Source organism: Roseomonas haemaphysalidis (assembly GCF_017355405.1).
In the GTDB taxonomy this organism is placed as follows: domain Bacteria; phylum Pseudomonadota; class Alphaproteobacteria; order Acetobacterales; family Acetobacteraceae; genus Pseudoroseomonas; species Pseudoroseomonas haemaphysalidis.
On record NZ_CP061177.1, the window covers coordinates 870457 to 887163 of the forward strand.

Here is a 16707-nt window from a genome sequence, read left to right on the forward strand (position 1 = left end):
GGATAGGGGGGGTCAGGCGATCAGGTCGATCAGGCTGTCTGATCGTGGCGGGCGGGTGGCCTCGATCTCCTCGGCGGAGTCGCCGGCCTCGGCTGTCCAGCGCGGCGTGGCGGGGGCATCCGGCGCCGGGCGCGGCAGGCGGCCGTGCTGCAGGTCCAGCCCGCCGGTGCCAAGCTGCAGCCCGGCCTGCTGCATCTGCTGCTCCAGGCTGGCGCGATCCTGCCGCAGCGCTTCAAAGGTGTCGCTGCGCTCTGCGGCCATCGCCACCTGCACGGTGCCGTCCTGAAAGGTCAGCCGCAGTTCGACCCGCCCCAGCTCCGGCGGGCGCAGGTCGACCGAGATGCTGTCCACGCCGTCGGTGGCGGCCGTCACGGCATGCTGCGCCACCTGCTGCGCCGCTTCGCTCATCGGCGCGCGGTGCAGCGGCGCGGACTGGGGCTGGGGCGCCTCGCCGCGGGCCGGGGCAGTGACGGCGGTTGCCACGGCTGGCGGCGGCGGCGGGGCGGCCACGGGGTCGGGCAGCGCCGCCGGCAGGATCGTGGCGCCGTCGGGCACCGCCGGCACCGCACCCTGCGGTGCCGCATCCGCGGGCGCCGGGGGTAGCGCTTCGGCGGCCCTGGGTGCCGCTGGCGCCGGCTCGATGGGCGCCGGCCGGGGCGTCGCCGCTTTGGCCGGCGCGGTCGGCGTGGCCATGGGGCGGGCCGGCATCGCGGCCGTGTCGGCCGGGCGCGGGGTAGCCAGCGTTTCAGTGGCGGCGGGCTCTGGCGTTGCCGTTGCCGCCGGCCTGGAAGCGGCGCGGCGGAGGGTGGGCGGCATCGCATCCGCAGCGGTCGTAACCGTGGCCTGCTGCAAGGCAGCGGGCGGGGATGCCGTGCCGCCAGGCATCGGCGATTGCTCGACAGGCGCGGCGGCGGGCGGCAGGAGCGGTTCCACCACCACCCCGTCGGCCGGTGCCTCGCTCGCCACGGCCTGCGCGAAAGCCACGGAAGGCATCGCCTGGGGCGGCTGGCCGGCCGTGCGGGCGGCACGATCCGCCACCACGGCCCCGGGTGCCGCTGCATCGGTCGGCGCTGGGGCCAGCGGCGCGGCTTCGGAAGGCATGGCCGGCGGCACGGCCGGTGGGGCGGCCAAGGGCATGGCCAAAGGGGTGGCCGGGGACGCGATCGGGGGGGCAGCCTGTGGCGAAACCGCCGGGAGCATCAGCGGCATGATGTCCGCCAGCCCGGGCTGTGGCGGCGCCACGGGTTCCGTCGACGGCTCCGGGGCGGCCGGGGCCGGCGGCTGCGGCGCGGTGGTCGCGGCCGGTGCCAGGGGGGGCTGCAACTGGTGCTGGCCGGCCAGGGCTTCTGTTTCCTCGGCCGCGGCGGCAAAGGCCGCCCAGGGCATCGCCGAGCCTGCCGCCAAGCCTTTGCGTGGTGGCGCCCCCTGCGGCGCCGCGGGCGCGGTGGCGGGCTGGGCAGGCGCCTTGATGGCCTCGCCGGCTGCCAGCAGCGCCGCGAAGTCCACGGGCAGGGCCGGCCCGTCCGCCGGGGCGGCGACGCCGGCCTCGGCCGCCTTGCCCGCCGCGGGGCGGCGGGGGCCGGCCTCGGGCGGGGCGGCCAACAGCAATGCGGCCAGATCCGGGCCCACCGAAAGCGCCATGACGTTCTTCCTGGCTGGAAAGGAATAGGCGGCCGGCCCCTGGGCGGGGCCGGCCGGTCAGTTGAACAGGTCGTCCACCGCCGTCTGGCCCAGCCCGCCCTCATGCGCGGCGCTGGGGCCGTTCAACAGCGCGGCGTCGGACCCCGCGGCGGCACCGTCCAGGCGGTCCGGCCGCTCTTCCTGGCCGATGCCCATCAGCGCCACCAGCGTGGCGACGCGGCCTTCCACATGGCGCATCGCGGACAGCACCTTGCGGATGCGCTGGCCGGTGATGTCCTGAAACGCGCAGGCCATCAGGATGCTCATGGCCGCGTCCGACACCTCGGCCAGATCGGCCTTGCTGTCGGTGGTGCTGCCGTCGGTCAGGCGGCCGGCGGCGGCCTGCGCCCGTTCCGCCTGCTGCATGATCTCCATGGCGGCGGTCTCGGTTTCCGCCACCACGGCGTCCAGCGTGTCGCCGATGCCGGTGGGCGGCGGCGACAGCCCGACGATCTCCGCCCGCGTTTCCGCCAGCAGCTTCGACATGGCGCGCATCTCGACCACCGCCTGTGCCAGGCGGTCGTCTTCCCCCGGCACGGGGATGCGCACGCCGAGCAGGCGGTCGACCTCGCCGGAGATCGCGGCGACATGGCCGGCGATGCGCGCCAGCCCCTGCTGCGGCCCGGCGGAAGGCAGGGAAGGCAGGGTCACCGCGACCCCCTCAGCCGACGACGGAGGCGATTTTCGCCTTCAGCGTTTCCGCCGTGAACGGCTTCACGATGTACTGCGAGGCGCCGGCCTGCTTGGCGGCCACGACGTTCTCGGTCTTGCTTTCGGCGGTGACCATGATGAACGGCGTCTTGGCCAGCGCGGCATCGGCCCGGACGTGCTTCAGCAGCTCCAGCCCGGTCATCGGCTCCATGTTCCAGTCGGAGATGACCATGTCGTAGCGCGACACCTTGATCTTCTCGAGCGCCTCGGCCCCGTTGCCGGCTTCCTCGACTTCCTTGAAGCCGATCTGGTCCAGCAAATTTCGCACGATGCGGCGCATCGTCGGATAATCGTCCACCACCAAGATCTTCATGCGCCTGTCCCCATGTTTTTGCGGGCGAAGCGCAGCATCGGCACATCGGAAGTTTTTCGCAAGAGTTTCCTGTGACCGGTGCGAAAAATATCGTCTGTCACCGTTCCGGCGACGTCCCGGTCACGCCGGATCCAACCTCACCCGGTCTTGCTGTGTTGAACGGCATGCTGGGCGCTACGGCGGTGCCAGGGCCGATCACCAGGCGCATCGCACCTTCGAACGGCCTGGCCACAATGCGCCAGCGCCGACTCAATCCTCGTCAAACAGTTCCAGCGCGGCACCCATGCCAAAGCCGGGGCCGTTGCCGCATCCGCCAGTACCGTCCAGCCATTGCCCCAGCCCCCAGGGGGGCGCCAGCAGCAGCAGCGGCGCGTCCAGCATCCGCGCCAGGGCGCCGGCCCGTTGCAGTAGCAGGCTTGGCGCCGCCGGCTCGCCCAGCGGCAAAAGTGCCACGCAGGCCCGGTTTTCCGTGCGCGCCAGCCGGTCGGCGGCCAGTCCCTCCAGCGGCAAAGGTGGCACCGCCCCGGATTCGCCCAGCAGCAGGGCCTCCGGCCATTGCGCCCGCAGTTGCTGCAGAAAGCGCTGGCGCAGCGCCGCGTCCCAGCGCCCCGCAGCTTCGGCGCCGGCGAGGCCGAGCAGCGCGTGCCCGTCCGGCAGGGCCGCGGCCGCCCGGGGAAAGGCCGCGGCCATGCCGCCGGCGGGGGGGCGGCCGGGATCGGGGCCGAAGCCGGCGGGCAGCAGCCCCAGCCCGTCCGCCAGGCGGCTGGCTTCGCTGGAATCGCCATCGGTCCAATGGCCGATCAGCGCAAAGCGCAACGCGTCGCTGATCTCGGCCGCCAGATGCTCGTCCAGGTGCTGCGCCAAGCCGGCGGACAGGTGCTGAAAGCGGTCGTCAGCGCCCATCGCCCAAAGGTGGCGGGGCAGGGCGGCGGAGTCGGGGATGGCCTCGCCGCACAGGCTGGCCGCCAGTGCCAGGGCCGGCGGGGCGGGCACCAGCTCCCACAGCACGGCCCCGCCGGGGTGGCTGTGCAGCAGGGCCGGGCCGCGCCATTCCACGACCGCCGGCAGCAATGGCGCCAGCACGGCGGCGGACGGCAGCACCACCGCGCATTGCACCGCGCCGGCGGCACCGAGCTGCAGGCCGTCCGCCGCGTGGTGCAGGGCGGTGGCGCCGGGCGCGGCCAGGGCCAGCCGCCGCAGCGCCGGGGCCAGTGTCGTGACGCCGATCGCCGAGCCCGGGTCGGGCAGCAGGATGCCGGTCTCGTCGCGCCATGCCAGCGCGCCGCCGGGCAGCACCAGCAGGCCATCCGCGCGTTCGGCCAAGGGCAGGCGCAGGGGCAGGCGGCGCGCTGCCTCGTCGCGGGCTTCGGGCGGCAGGCGGTGGAACTGGGCATCGAAGCGCCGCAGCAGCGCCAGGCAGCCCGGGGCGGAAAGGTCATAAGCGACGACGCCGGCGAGCGGGCCGTCCTGCGAGGGGTCATGCGGCATGGGTGGCGGCATTGTCGCGGGTGGCACCGGGGCGTCAACCGGTGCTTATGCGAAAAACTATTGCGTGAGGGCTACCCGGCGTGGCACCTCGGGCAACGGTTGACGACAGTTCAGGAGAAACCGAATGGACATCAGCCGCCGCGCCCCGGGCGAAGCCAGCCTGGTGCTGGACGGCCGGGAGCTGCTCGACCTGGTGCAGGCCGAGGCTTCGGACGAGGAGTTCGACGCGCTGCTGGCGCGGCTGGCCGCGCTGCTGCGACCGGCCGGGGCCGCGCCACGCGTCGTGGTGCGCTACCGGGAAGGGTTGTTCGACGCGCTGCAGGCCGACACCCCGCTCGACGCCGTGCTGATCGAGGACGACCCGTATGACGAGCCGCCCGTGGCGCTGCGCCGCCTGCCGGTGGCGGCGGATGCGGCGGCGGTGGATGCGCTGCTGTCGGCGGCGGAGCGACGGCTGCGGCTGGGGGCCACGCCATGAGCGGCCCCCGCGAATCGCGGCTGGAACTGGACGCACCGCTGCGCCACCCGTTGCCATTGGCCGAAGCACAGGCCTTGGTCGACCTGCTGAACGGCCACCTGCCGGCACGGCCGCCCAACCATCCGCTGTTCCGCCACCCGGATGCCACCAGCCTGCTGGCGGGCGAAAGCCTGGACCATGCCACCGGCGGCTCCCGCATTCTGCAGGACGCCATGGGCGGCGGGCTGCGGCTGGTGGCCTCGGCCAGCCTGCCGCCTTGCCCGGCCTTGCTGTCGGCCGGGCTGGACTGGCTGGGCCCGCTGCTGGCGCTGCAGCAGGGTGACGTGCCGGGCTTCATCGTGCCGCCTGGTGCCGGGCGGCACGACCTGCGGCTGCTGGCCTGGGACGGCACGCGGCTGCGGCCGCTGGATGCCTTGCCGGAGCCGGTGATGCCGGGCCGCGCCAGCTTCGCCGCGTTTCAGCTCGCCGCTGGCCTGCCCGACGCCGCCGCGCCGGAAGCCGAGCAGCGGCTTTGGCTGCGGCGGGTCGCCTTGGCGCAGTTGCAGGGCCGCAGCCTGCCGGTGGCGCAGGCCCGGCTGGACGGTGCGTGGCGTGACGGGGCCGGCTTGTTTCGCTGCTGGATGGCCGGCGTGCTGGCGCGGCTGGACGGGCTGACCACCGCTGCCACCCCCGCGCTGCACCCGGCGCCGCGCGGCTGGTGAAAATCTCTTGCGAAAAATTCTGGCAGGCCGTAAGCCGGTGAGGTCCGCGGTTGGCGGGCATCCTCTGGCTTTCATGTTGCGAAACGTGGCAGCCGGCACCGACAGAAGGCGGTTGCGCGCATGAACACCTCGATGCCCCACCCGGCGGCCCCGGCCGCGTCCATGGCTCCGCCGCTGCGCATGCGGGGCCGGGTGCATCCGTTTCTGACGGTCGAGATCGCCGACGTCGCGGTGCAGGAGCTGGACCACGCGCTGACCGCCCGCATGGCGGCGATGACCGGCATGTTCCGCCACGCGCCCACCATCCTGGACCTTTCCGCGTTGCCGGCCGCCTCGGCGCCGCGGGTGGCCGAGGCGGTGGCGCTGCTGCGCCGGCGCGGGCTGGTGCCCGCCGCCTTCCGGGCGCAGGACGGGGCGGTGGAACAGGCGGCGCTGGCCAGCGGCCTTGGCCGCGTGCTGGAAGCCGAGCCGCGGCAGAACCTGTCGGCCGAGCGCATGCGCCGCCCGCCGGTGATCGTCAGCGAGCCGGTGCGCTCCGGCCAGCGGATCTACGCGGCGGAAGCCGACCTGATCGTGCTGCAGTCGGTGTCCCCCGGCGCGGAGCTGCTGGCGGACGGCTGCATCCACGTCTACGGCACGCTGCGCGGCTCGGCCTCGGCGGGGCTGGGCGAGGATAGTTCCGCCCGCATTTTTGCGAAAATCTTTGATGCCGAAATGGTCTCGATCGCCGGGCTTTTCCTGGGCGCCGAGGACTTTCCGCAGGGCTGGGCCAAGCGCCCGGCCCAGATCAGCCTGACCGACGGCGCGCTGCGCTTCGGCGCGCTGTCCTGACCGCAACTTCCACGCTCGCTCCAGGGAGAATCCCGATGTCCGCGACCGTCATCACCGTCACCTCCGGCAAGGGTGGCGTCGGCAAGACCACCACCACCGCCGCCTTCGGCGCCGCCCTCGCGCTGGCCGGCCACCGCGTCTGCGTGGTCGACTTCGACATGGGCCTGCGCAACCTCGACCTCGTGATGGGGGTGGAGAAGCGCGTGGTCTACGACTTCCTGCACGTGGCCGACGGCACCGCCAGCCTCGGCCAGGCGCTGGTGCGCGACAAGCGGGTGCCCAACCTGTTTCTGCTGGCCACCTCGCAGACCGCGGACAAGGACGCGCTGACGCCCGCCGGCATCGACCATGTCATGAACCTGCTGCGCGCCGAATTCGACTACATCCTGTGCGACAGCCCGGCCGGCATCGAGCACGGCGCCATGATGGCGCTGCAGCACGCCGACCACGCTCTGGTGATCTGCAACCCCGAGGTCACCTCCGTGCGCGATGCCGACCGCATCATGGGCTACATCGCGGCCCGCTCGCGCCGCGCGCAGGCCGGCCTCGCCCCCGTGCGCGAGCACCTGGTGGTCACCCGCTTCAGCGAGGACCGTGCCCGGCGCGGCGAGATGCTGTCGCTGGCCGAGATCCAGGACATCCTGGCCATGCCGCTGCTGGGCGTCATTCCGGACAGCCCGCAGGTGCTGCGCGCCAGCAATGCCGGCCGCCCGGCCAGCCTGGATGCCGCCAGCGCGCCCGGCCGCGCCTACCGCGCCGCCTGCGCCCGCTTTCTGCAGGACACCCGGCCCGTGGCCGCCCGCGCCCCGCAGGCGCCGGGCTTTCTGGCCGCGCTGGCCGAAACGGCGCAGCGCGGCCTGCTGCGCCGGTTGTTCCGCACGGCCTGATCCGCCGCCCCGCCCACACCTTTCCCCTGGGACATCATTCATGGCAGCCGCCCTCATCAGCCTGATCCACCGGCGCAGCACGGCCAACATGGCCGCCGCCCGTCTGCGCCAGCAGATCGGCCGCGACCGCATGGCGCATCTCGGCGACGACATCGCCCAGCGCATCCAGGAAGCCTGCCTGCGCGAGATCCGCCGGCTGGCCCGCGGCGGGCAGGTCAAGGTGCGCCTCGGCACCTCGCCCACGCTGGAGGTGCGGGAAATCGAGATCGACCTGACACCGGGCCGGTGAGCGCATGTCCATGCTGATCACCGCCTCGCAGTGCCGCATGGCGCGCGCGGCCGTCGGGCTGACGCTGCGCGAGCTGTCGCAGGCGGCCGGCGTTTCGGTCAACACGCTGAGCCGCATCGAAGGGCAGGGCAACGTCACCAGCCGCACCCTGGCCAAGGTCCAGGACGTGCTGGTGCGGCAGGGCGCGGTGTTCCGGCGGGACGGCTCGGTCGGCGTCGGCGACCGGCCGGGAAACAGTTCGACCACAATGGCGGCCCTGATCGGGCCCGCGGCCTAGCAAGGAAGAAATCCATGCATCAGTTGCGTATTCTCGGCCCCCTCGCGCTGCTGGTCAGCGGCCTGATGCTGGCGGTGGCGGACCCGGCCGGCGAGGTCTGGCCCATGCTGCCGGCGCTGGCGGCCGGCGGGCTGCTGCTGGCCCTGGCGCTGTGGCGCGACGGCCCGGCCCTCGGGCGCAGCTGGCGCGGCACCGCCGCATGGCTGCAATCGGCCGCGCGTTTCACGCCCCCCCCTGCCCGTCGGGTCACAATCCGCATACGGTGCGCCCGCTGAGGACGACCCTGGCCGGCAGGGTGGCCGTCCGTGGCGAAAAAGGAGACGACGATGACCGATCCGCTTGAGAATCGGGAGATCTGGGTGGTGTGGGGCGGGATCTTCCGCGACACCTCCTTCCAGGAGCTGGAGCCCGGCACCGAGGAGTTGCTCGGTCCGTTCCACAGCGCGCAGGCGGCCGAGAAGGCTTGGCTGGAGCGCATGCGGCGGATGGTGGACATCGCGTCCCACCGGCTGTTCGTGCTGCGCGCCATGCCGGCGCCGCGGGTGCCGTGATGGCCCCGCAGGGCCGCGGCGGCGTGCTGGCGGCCTTGCGCGCCGCCTGGCCCGCGCTGCGGCGCCATGCGGGCGAACGGCACCGGGTGCGGGCGCTGGAGCTCGAGCTAGCGCTGATGGCCGATCGCGTGGCGCAGGCGGAGCTGGCGGAGCAGCGGCAGGCCAAGCGGGCCATCGCCGCCGAACACGCGCTGGTGCGGATGCAGGACAGCCTGGACCACGCCCGGCGCTGCCGCGCCGCCTGACAGCGGCCTACTGCTGAAACACGCTGGCGAAGCGGCGCGCTTTCTCGGGGTCCAGCCAGGGGCGCGGCGCGCATTCGCCGCTGCAAACCACGGCGCCCGGCGGGCTCGGCGCGGCGGCCAGGTGGCTGAGCGCCAGCACGGCCATGAACCCGCTCAACACCATCAGGGTGCCGAGCAACAGCAGGCGGGGGGAACGCGGCAGGTCCATCAGCGGCCTCGGTCGGTGTCTGAGATTTGTCTCAAATATGAGTATCCGGTTAACACGGGAGCCGCATGGTCAGATTGCGTTAACCAATCTGACGTTTGCGCGAAGCCATGGTGCCGCGCTGCGCTTTGAGGCACCGACGCCCGAGGCCGCGCCGGTGATCCATGCCACAACGGCCGGGTTGCCGAAGGACCCGCCGCCATGCGCATTGCCCGCGCCGCTTCCACCATCCCCCCGCGCCGGGCTGCCGTCCGGTGAGCGCCGCGTCACAGGCCCCCGCGCTGGCGATGCTGGCGCCGCAGTTGCTGGTGGTGGAGGGCGGCATCGGCCTGCCGGGCCCGGTGCGCTGGGTGGCTGGTTTCACCAGCGGCCCCGACGCGGCGCCCATGCTGCACCGTGCCACGCTGAGCACCCAAATCGATGCCCGCCGCCGGCCGGGCGCGGTGGAATGGCGGCTGGAAAGCCAGGCGCTCGGGTTGGCCGGCACCGCTCCCGCGCGCATCGTGCAGGGCGAGGCCTGCAGCCTCAGCATCGCGCTGGATGCGGCGGTGGCCGCCGCCGGGCGCGTCCCCGGCGGCCCGTCGCTGCCGCTCGGTCCCGCCTTCGTGCTGCTGCGCGACGAGCCGGGCCTGCCGCGCGTCTGGGGCTGCGCCGGCCTGATGGCCATGCCGGGCCCGATGCCCGGTGTGCTGGGCCGCGCCTGCTTTATCCGTGAGCGTTTGAACGGGCTCCGCCCGCGCTTCGAGGGCATGCTGGAAGGCGAGGCCGTGCGGCGCGGCCCCCCGCTGCTGTGGCGCTGGACCGCCGCCACCCTGGCGGAAGCCGCCGAACAAGGGCGCCAGGCGTTGCTCGGCGCCGCCCTGCCGCTGGCCCAGCCGTCACGCTCGGCCGGCTGACGCCGGCGGGCCGCCCTTCCACCGGCCCCGCCTGCGCGGCGGTGCCGGGCTTCCCCCGTGCCCCATGGCAGCCAACGGGGGTGCCGGCCTTTGCCCCCGACCTGCCATCCGTGATATCGGCCAGCCGCCGGTGCCGGCGGCGGCCTGTCCGGGCCGCCGCCCGGCGCGCCGCCACCGCACAGACGTGGAACATCGCATGGCCCCCCATCCCATCGTCGCCCTCGGCCCTGCCGGCCCGTCCCAGGTCCGCTTCGGAAGCACGCTGCCGGTTGCCGTGATCGCCGGCCCCTGCCAGCTGGAAAGCCGGGCGCATGCGCTGGAGGTCGCCTCGGCCCTGCGCGAGATCGCACAGCGCCTCGGCATCGGGATGGTGTTCAAGACGTCGTTCGACAAGGCCAACCGCAGCAGCGGCAATGCCGCGCGCGGCATCGGCCTGGAAGCCGCGCTGCCGATCTTCGCCGAGATCCGCGAAAGCCTTGGCCTGCCGGTGCTGACGGACGTGCACGACGCCGGGCAATGCGCCCCCGTGGCCGAGGCGGTGGACGTGCTGCAGATCCCCGCCTTTCTGTGCCGCCAAACCGACCTGCTGTTGGCCGCCGCGGCCACCGGGCGCGCGGTCAACGTCAAGAAGGGCCAGTTCCTGGCGCCGTGGGACATGCGCAACGTCGTCAGCAAGCTGGCCGGCGGCGGGGCCACCGACATTCTGCTGACCGACCGCGGCACCAGCTTCGGCTACAACACCCTGGTGTCCGACTTCCGTGGCCTGCCGATCATGGCGGGGTTCGGCGCGCCTGTGGTGTTCGACGCCACGCACTCCGTGCAGCAGCCGGGCGGCCTGGGCGACAGCTCGGGCGGCCAGCGCGAGTTCGTGCCGGTGCTGGCGCGCGCGGCGGTCGCCGTCGGCGTCGCCGGCCTGTTCATCGAAACCCATCCCGACCCGGACCACGCGCCTTCCGACGGCCCCAACATGGTGCCGCTCCGCCAGTTCGAGGGGCTGCTGCGCGAGTTGCAGGAGATCGATGCCCTGGCCAAGGCCCAGGCCGCCCGCCGCGCGGCGGTGGCGGCGTGAAGCGCCCGGTCATCCTGATCCCGGCGCGGCTCGCCGCCACGCGGCTGCCCGGCAAGCCCATGGCGGTGATCGCCGGCGAGCCGATGATCGTCGCCGTGTGGCGCCGCGCCATGGAGGCCGACGTGGCGCCCGTCTGGATCGCCACGGATTCCGAGGACATCGCGGAAGCCGTGCGCGCCGCCGGCGGCCAGGCGGTGATGACCGGCACGCACCACCCTTCCGGCTCCGACCGGGTGTTCGAGGCGGTGGGGCGCATCGACCCCGACGGGCAGTACGACGCCATCATCAACGTGCAGGGCGACCTGCCCACCGTATCGCCCGCCACCATCCGCGCCGCCGCCCTGCCGCTGGAGGACCCGGAGGTGGCGATCGGCACGCCTGTCGCGGTGATCAGGCGGGACGAGGAAAAGACCGCGTCCAGCGTGGTGAAGATGGTGGGCACGCCGCTGGGCGGCGGGCGCTTCCGCGCGCTGTACTTCACGCGCGCCACGGCGCCCTGGGGCGAGGGGCCGTTGCACCACCACATCGGCCTGTATGCCTGGCGCCGCGCCGCGCTGGCGCGCTTCGTGGCGCTGCCGCCCTCGCCGCTGGAACAGCGCGAAAAGCTGGAGCAGCTCCGCGCGCTGGAAGCCGGCATGCGGATCGACGCGGTGGAGGTGGGCGAGGTGCCGCTCGGCGTCGACACGCCGGCCGACCTGGAGCGGGCGCGGGCCATGCTGGGCGGGAGCGGCACGCGGTGACGGCCGCGCAAACGCAAGCGGCAGGCGACGCCGCCATGGCGGAAGCGGTCATGGCCTCCGCCCGCCGGACCGTGCTGGTCGAGGCGGAAGGCGTCCGCGCCCTGCATGCGGCGCTCGATGGCGAACTCGGCGAAAGGCTCGTCGAGGCGGTCGGCTGCATGCAATCCTCCGGTGGCCGCGTGATCGTCACCGGCATGGGCAAGTCGGGGCATGTGGCGCGCAAGATCGCCTCCACCCTGGCGTCCACCGGCACGCCCGCCCATTTCGTGCACCCGGCCGAGGCCAGCCACGGCGACCTCGGCATGATCCATGGCTCGGACGTGGTGCTGGCGCTGTCCTGGTCGGGCGAAGCGCCGGAGCTGGCGGATATCGTCGCCTATACCCGCCGCTTCGGGGTGAAGCTGGTGGCCATCACCTCGCGCGCCGCCAGTGCGCTGGGCAGCGCCGCCGACGTGCCCCTGGTGCTGCCGGCGATGCCCGAGGCCTGCCCCAACGGGCTGGCGCCCACCACCTCCACCACCATGCAGATGGCCATGGGCGACGTGCTGGCCGTGGCGCTGCTTTCGCTGAGGGGCTTTACCGCCTCGGACTTCCGGCAGTTCCATCCCGGCGGCAAGCTCGGCGCGCAGCTGCGGCGTGCGCGCGACCTGATGCATGCGGGCGAGGACCTGCCGGTGGTGCCGGCGGATGCCATGCTGTCGCACGCCATCGTGGAGATGACGGGCAAGCGGCTCGGCGTCACCGCCGTGGTGGACGGGGAAGGGCGGCTCGCCGGCGTGATCACGGATGGCGACGTGCGCTCGGCGATGGAAGGCGGCTTCGTGGACCGGCCAGTGAGCAGCATCATGACCCGCAACCCCCGGCGCATCGGGCCGGACATGCTGGTGCAGGAAGCGCTGGCGATGATGCACAAGGCGCGCATCACCAGCCTGTTCGTGGTGGAGGACACGCAGCTCTTGGGCGTGCTGCACATCCACGACCTGCTGCGCGAGGGCGTGGCCTAGAAACAAAAAGGCCGGGGAAGGAATTCCCCGGACCCCTTCTTTTATTTTTATCCGTTGTGCGGTTTCAGCCCGTCAGGCGCTGCGCCTTTTAGCACCAGGCGTCCAGTCGTAAGCGCCAGTCCCACCAGCAATCCCGAAGACAATTCAAAAAAAAAGGGCGTTCGGGGGGAATTCATTTCCCGACCTTCAGGCCACCGCGTATTCCGCCTGGCCCACCAGCATGTCCACCACCGTGGTCAGCCACACCATGTGGATGCCTTCCACCACGTTGTAGGCGCGCGAGCCGATCCAGAAGTCGATGTCGGACAGCGCGCGCAGCGGGTTGTCGGCGGCGGAGCCCGTGAAGCTCACCACCTTGATGCCGCGTGAGCGCGCATACTTCGCCGCCGCGAGCGCGTTGGGCGATTTGCCGGACACCGAGATCAGCACCAGGGCGTCGCCATCGTCGGCGTAGAATTCCACGGCCTTGGCCATGAAGTTCTCGTAGCCGAAGTCGTTGGACAGGCAGGTGATCAGGTTGGGCTCATTGAAGTCCACCGCGCGGGTGCGGCCCTGCTTGGTGAAGTCCACCGCGCCGTGCGAGGCGATGGAGGCGCTGGCGCCGTTGCCGGCGAACATCAGCTTGCCCTTGCGTTCGCGCACCTGCACCGCGAGGTCATGGAAGGCCACCAGCTTGTCCTGGATGCCGTCCGTCGCCAGGGCCTGGCGGTACAGGTCGAAATAGCCGTCGAGCCAGGGGCCCCAGTTCCTGCCGGACGCGCCCGTGCCTGCCATGTCGTTCATCAGCGCCGCTCCTTTTGCCACGAGGGTCGTTCCATCACCGGCACCCTGCCCGAGGATTATACCTGAATTGAAGAAGTTTCACCATTAGACGAGATATTTTTAACCGAAATGAAAAGACTGTCCGCCAAGGCTAAGAGGCTTGGACTGATGCTCGCGCCACGCCCCAGCCACAGCGCGGTGCAGGCGGGGTCAGGTGGCAGCAGCAGGGTGGGCAGGGGCACACGCAGCCGCTGGTCGCCCCGCATGGCATGGCTGCCGTCGTGGCGCAGCAACACCGTGCCGGGGGGCGGGGCTATCTCCGCCTCGCCCAGCAGCACCACGAAGGGCCTGTCCACGCCCAGGGCGGCGTGCTGCGCGGCGGCCAGGCGGATGGAGGGGGCCTCGTCCAACGCGGCCGCCAGCGCCTCAGCCGCGCCGGCGGCGGCGGGTGGCGGCGCCGGCGCGGTGGGCGGTGGTGCAAGCCGCGCGATGGCCTGGCGCGCGGCGGCCGCGGCCTGTGGCCAGCCCAACGCGGCCGCCGTGTCCCGCGCCGCGCGGGCCATCAGCCGCAGCCGCTGCGGCGAGCGCAGCAGCAACCGCAGCGCGGCCGGAAACTCGGCCAGCGGCACCACCTGCCCGGCACCCTCGGCCAGCACGGGAAAGCCGCGCGCGGCATGCGGCGTGCTGAGGCTGGGCAGGCCGTGCCCCAGGTAGTCCGACAGCTTCAGGCTGGCGCCGCCGCCGCCCTGCACCGGGTTCAGCGCCAGGGTCCAGCCCGCCATCACGGCGGACAGCGTGTCCGCCGGCAGCACGCCATGCAGCACAACGTTGGGCGCCGCCGTGTGCAGCCCGCCGCACACGCCGCCGGCGATCTCGAAGCACGCGTCCGGCAGCGCCGGCGCCAGTTCCTCCAGGATGAAGCGCGCGGCGAGCAGGTTGGGCGGATGCGCCGAGCCCAGAAAGCCAAGGCGCGGCGCCGCGCCCGCCTGCGGCGCCGGCGGCCCGGGCGGGGCGGCCGTCACGCCATGCGGCATCATCGCCACGGCGCGCGCCCGCGGGCGGAAGGCTTCCGCGTCGCCTTCGCTACAGGCCAGCACCAGCGCGGCCTCGGCCAGCAGCGCCTGCTCGACCGCTTCGGTGAAGTCTGCCAGCAGGTCGGCCGCCGGGTGGCCGCGCAGCAGCTCGCGTTTCAGGGCGGCCTCATGGTTGTGGGCATCGTAGACCACCGGCAGCGCGGGCGCGGCCCGGCGCAGCACCGGCAGCAGAGGGGCGAGAAAGCAGTGCTCGAACACCGCCAGCCCCGCCCGGGCGGCGAGATCGGCCGCCAGGGCCACCAGCGCCGGGTGCGTGGCGGCGTGCAGGGCGGCGGCGATGTCTTCCAGCGCGTCGCCCCCCAGCGCCTGCAGGTCGGCTTCCAGAGCACGCTGCGCGGCGGTCTTGGGCAGGGTGAGCTGCAGGATGCCGGGCGACAGCGGCACGCAGCCGGACACGGCGCCCAGCGTCAGCAGCACCGCCTCGCGCTCCAGAGCCGCCAGCCCTTCGCGCACCCGCACCGCGCCGCCGCTCGGGCGGCCCGCCACGGGGTAGTCGTTCAGCGCCAGGGTGAAGCCGGCGGGCGATACGTCATCGGGCGGCGGGAGGTCGGGGGCCAGCGCCAGCAGCTCCGGCAGCACGGCCGCCAGCGCTGCCGGCGGCACCATCCGCATCCGCGCCGGCGGAACGCCGTGCACCAGCCGCATGACCAGCGCGGCAAAGGTATCCGGCACCACCACCAGCCGGGCGCGGCGGGCCAGCGCGCCTTCCGCCCGCCAGGCGGCGGTCCAGGCTTCCGGCTCGGCCCATGGCTCGCACAGGGCGGAAGCGGCGGGGGCATAGACCTCCACCAGGCTGGACAGCCCTTCCAGGACCGGTGCGCCGTCGGCGGCGAGGTGCAGCACCAGCCCGGCCGCCGTGGCTGCCTCGCGCAGCGTGGCGGCGCTGGCCACGCCAGGCAGCAGCGTGGTGGTTTGCCAATGCGGGGCAAGGGCGCGCAGCAGCGCGAGCGCCTGCGGGCTGCCGGGGGCCGCCAGCAGCAGCAGCGGCGGCGAATTCACGCCGCGACCAGCCGCAGCGCCTCGCCCCGCGCGGCGGCCTCGGCGGAGGCGGCGATGTCGCGCAGCAGCACACCGGCCTGCAGCGCGCCGCTGTGCAGCGCGCGGGCATAGGCGGCGCGGTCGGCGGGGTCCGGCGCGCGGCCGAGCATGGCCCGGAAGGCGGCCTCCACCAGTGCCTCGGGCGGGGTGGCGGGCAGCACGGCGCGCAGCAGAAAAGGGGCGGCGGGGTCCAGCACGCGGCGGCCGTACAGGCGCCACGCGCGCGGCGCGGGGGCATCCCCCGGCACCGCGCCGGCGGCGAGCTCCGGCGGGTGGCCGGGCAGCGCCAGGGCGGGTGCCGCCAGCCAGTCGCGGGCGGGGGCGGCCAGCCGGCGCGCCAGCGCCAGCCGGGCCGCCAGCGCCAGGGCGGCGAGGTCGGCGGCCGGCGGCTCAGCCGCGGGCACGGACCATCTGCAGCTTCTCGTGCAGGTCGGGCGCCACCGCGTGCCCGTGGGTGTAGATGCGGTCGATCAGGCTCATCACGTTCAGCGCCTGCGCGGAATTGCCGTAGGTGACCGGCATGCCCAGCGCCACGGCGTCCATGAAGTGCTCCGCCTCGCGCGCCCAGGAGGTGTCGGTCGCGTAGTGCAGCCGCTCCTCGCTGGCGAAGTTGGCGGCGGGTGCCGTGGCGCGGTTGCGGGCGATGGTCAGCTCCTCCTCGCCATAGGAGCCGGAGGAGGTCTTCAGCCCGTTCAGCACCAGGTAGCCGCGCTCCATGAACACTTCCAGCGAGAACAGGTGCCGCCACTGCGTCATGGTGGAATGGAAGGAGACCTCGACGCCGTCGGCGTTGCGCATGATGGCGAAGACGTTGTCCTCGATGCCCGGGATCTTCCAGTAGCGGGACGACACGAAGGCATGCACGTCGTCGAAGGGCTTGCCGGTGATGTGCAGGAACAGGTCCAGCATGTGGATGCCCTGGTCCAGCAGGATGCCGCCGCCGGCGCGCTCGCGGTCGGCGCGCCAGGTCTTCAGGTAGTCGCCGTCCACGCTCTTGCCGTAGCGGCCGCGCATCCACAGCACGCGGCCATAGGCGCCGCTGTCTATCACCTGCTTCATCTTCATGACGCCGGCGTGGTGGCGGTGGTTGAAGCCGTACATCAGCACGCGGTCGGAAGCGCGCTCGGCTTCCATGATCTCGCGCACGTCGTCGCCCGTGAAGGCGGGCGGCTTCTCGCAGAACACGTGCTTGCCGGCGCGCAGCGCCGCGATGGTCAGCGGCTTGTTGACCTCGTTGGTGGCGCAGATGAAGACGATGTTGATGGCCGGGTTGTCGATGATCTCCTGCGCCGAGGCGGCGACGGGAAACTCACATTTCGGCGGCGGCGACACGTCGTAGACCTGCCGGACGGTGGCGCGCCCGTCTTCGGCCAGGCTTTGGGCGCGGATCTGGCCCATCTTGCCGAAGCCGATGATGCCGACATTGTAGGCCATGCGGGATTCCTTGA

At 73.1% G+C, this 16707-nt stretch carries 22 protein-coding genes; 13 read left to right on the forward strand and 9 right to left on the reverse strand.

Going from position 1 to position 16707, the window contains the following annotated elements:
• Positions 1-12 precede the first annotated feature (12 nt).
• From IAI59_RS03960 to IAI59_RS03975, 4 genes are all read right to left on the reverse strand, one after another.
• Positions 13-1641, reverse strand: a complete 1629-nt coding sequence (locus IAI59_RS03960; protein ID WP_207418503.1) for a flagellar hook-length control protein FliK — start codon at positions 1639-1641, stop codon at positions 13-15.
• 57 nt (positions 1642-1698) lie between these two features.
• Positions 1699-2331 carry a protein phosphatase CheZ gene (locus IAI59_RS03965; protein WP_207418501.1) on the reverse strand — a complete coding sequence of 211 codons (633 nt, stop codon included), beginning with the start codon at positions 2329-2331 and terminating at the stop codon, positions 1699-1701.
• A gap of 10 nt (positions 2332-2341) precedes the next feature.
• Positions 2342-2704 (reverse strand): response regulator, encoded by a 363-nt coding sequence (locus IAI59_RS03970; protein WP_207418499.1) that lies wholly within the window; start codon positions 2702-2704, stop codon positions 2342-2344.
• A 249-nt stretch (positions 2705-2953) separates the two neighbouring features.
• A complete protein-coding gene (locus IAI59_RS03975; RefSeq protein ID WP_207418497.1) occupies positions 2954-4192 on the reverse strand; it encodes a hypothetical protein in 1239 nt (412 codons plus the stop codon).
• A 124-nt stretch (positions 4193-4316) separates the two neighbouring features.
• Between IAI59_RS03975 and IAI59_RS03980 the strand changes: the two genes are divergently transcribed.
• The 9 genes from IAI59_RS03980 to IAI59_RS04020 all read left to right on the forward strand — a co-directional run bounded on the left by IAI59_RS03980 (position 4317) and on the right by IAI59_RS04020 (position 8451).
• Positions 4317-4670: a hypothetical protein gene (locus IAI59_RS03980; protein ID WP_207418496.1), complete on the forward strand. Its 354-nt coding sequence runs from the start codon at positions 4317-4319 to the stop codon at positions 4668-4670.
• Positions 4667-5371, forward strand: a complete 705-nt coding sequence (locus IAI59_RS03985; protein ID WP_207418495.1) for a hypothetical protein — start codon at positions 4667-4669, stop codon at positions 5369-5371. The genes IAI59_RS03980 and IAI59_RS03985 overlap by 4 nt, the downstream gene beginning before the upstream one ends.
• Before the next feature lie 120 nt (positions 5372-5491).
• Positions 5492-6202 carry a septum site-determining protein MinC gene (gene minC / locus IAI59_RS03990; RefSeq protein WP_207418493.1) on the forward strand — a complete coding sequence of 237 codons (711 nt, stop codon included), beginning with the start codon at positions 5492-5494 and terminating at the stop codon, positions 6200-6202.
• A 35-nt stretch (positions 6203-6237) separates the two neighbouring features.
• The gene (gene minD, locus IAI59_RS03995; protein WP_207418491.1) at positions 6238-7089 is read left to right on the forward strand and encodes a septum site-determining protein MinD; all 852 of its coding nucleotides are present in this window, start codon (positions 6238-6240) and stop codon (positions 7087-7089) included.
• A gap of 40 nt (positions 7090-7129) precedes the next feature.
• Positions 7130-7378 carry a hypothetical protein gene (locus IAI59_RS04000; RefSeq protein ID WP_207418489.1) on the forward strand — a complete coding sequence of 83 codons (249 nt, stop codon included), beginning with the start codon at positions 7130-7132 and terminating at the stop codon, positions 7376-7378.
• Between the two features lie 4 nt (positions 7379-7382).
• Positions 7383-7655 (forward strand): helix-turn-helix domain-containing protein, encoded by a 273-nt coding sequence (locus IAI59_RS04005; RefSeq protein ID WP_237180856.1) that lies wholly within the window; start codon positions 7383-7385, stop codon positions 7653-7655.
• Positions 7656-7669: 14 nt separating this feature from the next.
• Positions 7670-7930, forward strand: a complete 261-nt coding sequence (locus IAI59_RS04010) for a hypothetical protein (RefSeq protein ID WP_207418488.1) — start codon at positions 7670-7672, stop codon at positions 7928-7930.
• A gap of 51 nt (positions 7931-7981) precedes the next feature.
• Positions 7982-8206, forward strand: a complete 225-nt coding sequence (locus tag IAI59_RS04015; protein ID WP_207418486.1) for a DUF4170 domain-containing protein — start codon at positions 7982-7984, stop codon at positions 8204-8206.
• Entirely contained in the window at positions 8206-8451 is a 246-nt protein-coding gene (locus IAI59_RS04020; RefSeq protein ID WP_207418485.1) for a hypothetical protein, read from the forward strand. The genes IAI59_RS04015 and IAI59_RS04020 overlap by 1 nt, the downstream gene beginning before the upstream one ends.
• 7 nt (positions 8452-8458) lie before the next feature.
• Here the strand turns inward: IAI59_RS04020 and IAI59_RS04025 are convergent, their stop codons facing one another.
• Positions 8459-8659 carry a hypothetical protein gene (locus IAI59_RS04025; RefSeq protein ID WP_207418484.1) on the reverse strand — a complete coding sequence of 67 codons (201 nt, stop codon included), beginning with the start codon at positions 8657-8659 and terminating at the stop codon, positions 8459-8461.
• Positions 8660-8910: 251 nt separating this feature from the next.
• On the opposite strand from IAI59_RS04025, the gene IAI59_RS04030 reads away from it, so the two are divergent.
• From IAI59_RS04030 to IAI59_RS04045, 4 genes are all read left to right on the forward strand, one after another.
• Positions 8911-9552, forward strand: a complete 642-nt coding sequence (locus IAI59_RS04030; protein WP_207418483.1) for a hypothetical protein — start codon at positions 8911-8913, stop codon at positions 9550-9552.
• Between the two features lie 196 nt (positions 9553-9748).
• The gene (gene kdsA / locus IAI59_RS04035) at positions 9749-10621 is read left to right on the forward strand and encodes a 3-deoxy-8-phosphooctulonate synthase (RefSeq protein ID WP_207418482.1); all 873 of its coding nucleotides are present in this window, start codon (positions 9749-9751) and stop codon (positions 10619-10621) included.
• Positions 10618-11361 carry a 3-deoxy-manno-octulosonate cytidylyltransferase gene (locus IAI59_RS04040; protein WP_207418481.1) on the forward strand — a complete coding sequence of 248 codons (744 nt, stop codon included), beginning with the start codon at positions 10618-10620 and terminating at the stop codon, positions 11359-11361. The genes kdsA and IAI59_RS04040 overlap by 4 nt, the downstream gene beginning before the upstream one ends.
• Entirely contained in the window at positions 11358-12365 is a 1008-nt protein-coding gene (locus IAI59_RS04045) for a KpsF/GutQ family sugar-phosphate isomerase (RefSeq protein ID WP_419556488.1), read from the forward strand. Before IAI59_RS04040 ends, IAI59_RS04045 begins: the two co-directional genes overlap by 4 nt.
• Positions 12366-12551: 186 nt before the next feature.
• Here IAI59_RS04045 and IAI59_RS04050 read toward each other — a convergent pair whose 3' ends face one another.
• The 4 genes from IAI59_RS04050 to IAI59_RS04065 are packed head-to-tail and all read right to left on the reverse strand — an operon-like array spanning position 12552 to position 16693.
• Entirely contained in the window at positions 12552-13148 is a 597-nt protein-coding gene (locus tag IAI59_RS04050) for a D-sedoheptulose-7-phosphate isomerase (RefSeq protein WP_207418480.1), read from the reverse strand.
• Between the two features lie 56 nt (positions 13149-13204).
• Positions 13205-15220, reverse strand: a complete 2016-nt coding sequence (locus IAI59_RS04055) for a glycosyltransferase family protein (RefSeq protein WP_207418479.1) — start codon at positions 15218-15220, stop codon at positions 13205-13207.
• Positions 15217-15663 (reverse strand): hypothetical protein, encoded by a 447-nt coding sequence (locus tag IAI59_RS04060; protein ID WP_207418478.1) that lies wholly within the window; start codon positions 15661-15663, stop codon positions 15217-15219. The genes IAI59_RS04055 and IAI59_RS04060 overlap by 4 nt, the downstream gene beginning before the upstream one ends.
• Positions 15650-16693, reverse strand: a complete 1044-nt coding sequence (locus IAI59_RS04065) for a Gfo/Idh/MocA family protein (protein WP_207418477.1) — start codon at positions 16691-16693, stop codon at positions 15650-15652. The genes IAI59_RS04060 and IAI59_RS04065 overlap by 14 nt, the downstream gene beginning before the upstream one ends.
• Between the last annotated feature and the right edge of the window lie 14 nt (positions 16694-16707).